The organism is Chryseobacterium artocarpi (assembly GCF_001684975.1).
Taxonomy (GTDB): domain Bacteria; phylum Bacteroidota; class Bacteroidia; order Flavobacteriales; family Weeksellaceae; genus Chryseobacterium; species Chryseobacterium artocarpi.
This window is the reverse complement of the sequence record NZ_MAYH01000037.1, coordinates 1-437: the sequence shown is the minus strand read 5'-3', so window position 1 is coordinate 437 and position 437 is coordinate 1. Positions and strand designations below refer to the sequence as shown.

Annotated in this window: 1 protein-coding gene; it reads left to right on the top strand. The window is 35.7% G+C overall.

The window, feature by feature from the left end; genetic code table 11:
• The coding region (gene ytxJ, locus BBI01_RS14745) for a bacillithiol system redox-active protein YtxJ (protein ID WP_065395433.1) at window positions 1-301 on the top strand (301 nt) is incomplete at its 5' end.
• Between the last annotated feature and the right edge of the window lie 136 nt (window positions 302-437).

Here is a 437-nt window from a genome sequence, read left to right as displayed (position 1 = left end):
TGAAGAAGATCTGGAAAAAGTCATTGAGCGTTCCTACCATCATAAAATAGCAATATTTAAACATTCCACCAGCTGTTTTATCAGCAGGACAGTACTGAAAAATTTTGAACGGGAAGTAGAAAGCTCAAATCAGAAAGTAGAATTGTATTATTTGGATTTATTGGCTTACAGGTCTATTTCCAATAAAATTTCTGCAGATCTGGACATCAGACATGAAAGTCCGCAATTGATCGTTATTGAAAACGGAAAGCCCGTGAACAGCGCCTCGCACCAGGATATTTCTTTAAGCCAGATTGTATAATGAAGAATATTAATAATTATTTAGCCAAAGTTTTAAACGTTCCTATTCAAAATGTAAATACATGCAGCCTCCATTACGAAGCGAAGAAAATTCCTAAAAACCAGTTTCTTCTCCAGTATGGAGAAATCTGCAGGCA